Origin of the sequence: Vibrio ichthyoenteri ATCC 700023, assembly GCF_000222605.1 — a bacterium.
In the GTDB taxonomy this organism is placed as follows: domain Bacteria; phylum Pseudomonadota; class Gammaproteobacteria; order Enterobacterales; family Vibrionaceae; genus Vibrio; species Vibrio ichthyoenteri.
Map to the genome: position 1 here is coordinate 1 of NZ_AFWF01000152.1, position 362 is coordinate 362.

Here is a 362-nt window from a genome sequence, read left to right on the forward strand (position 1 = left end):
TATGCCCCAACATTACGCAAGAAGTTACGTCGCCATCAATTCATCAGGAGTGACTCTTCGTGGCAGCTCGATGAAACCTACGTCAAAGTGAAGGGGAAATGGCACTACCTTTACCGTGCTATCAATAAACAAGGCGAAACGCTGGATTTCTATTTCTCTCACAAACGTAATAAAGATGCCGCGTATCAGTTTCTTAGGCGCTGCTTGAGATATTACGACTTAGATAATCAGCCTAAAACGCTAAACACCGACAAGCATTCCTCATACGCCAATGGCATTGCCCGCTTGAAGAAGGAGGGGCGACTGCGAGTGGATGTCGAGCATCGGCAGGTGAAATGTCTCAATAATGGTATCGAGTCCGA

1 protein-coding gene is annotated in these 362 nt (G+C 46.7%); it reads left to right on the top strand.

The window, feature by feature from the left end; genetic code table 11:
* Positions 1–362: IS6 family transposase (locus RH85_RS11140; RefSeq protein WP_006712338.1), on the top strand; the 362-nt coding region annotated here is incomplete at both ends.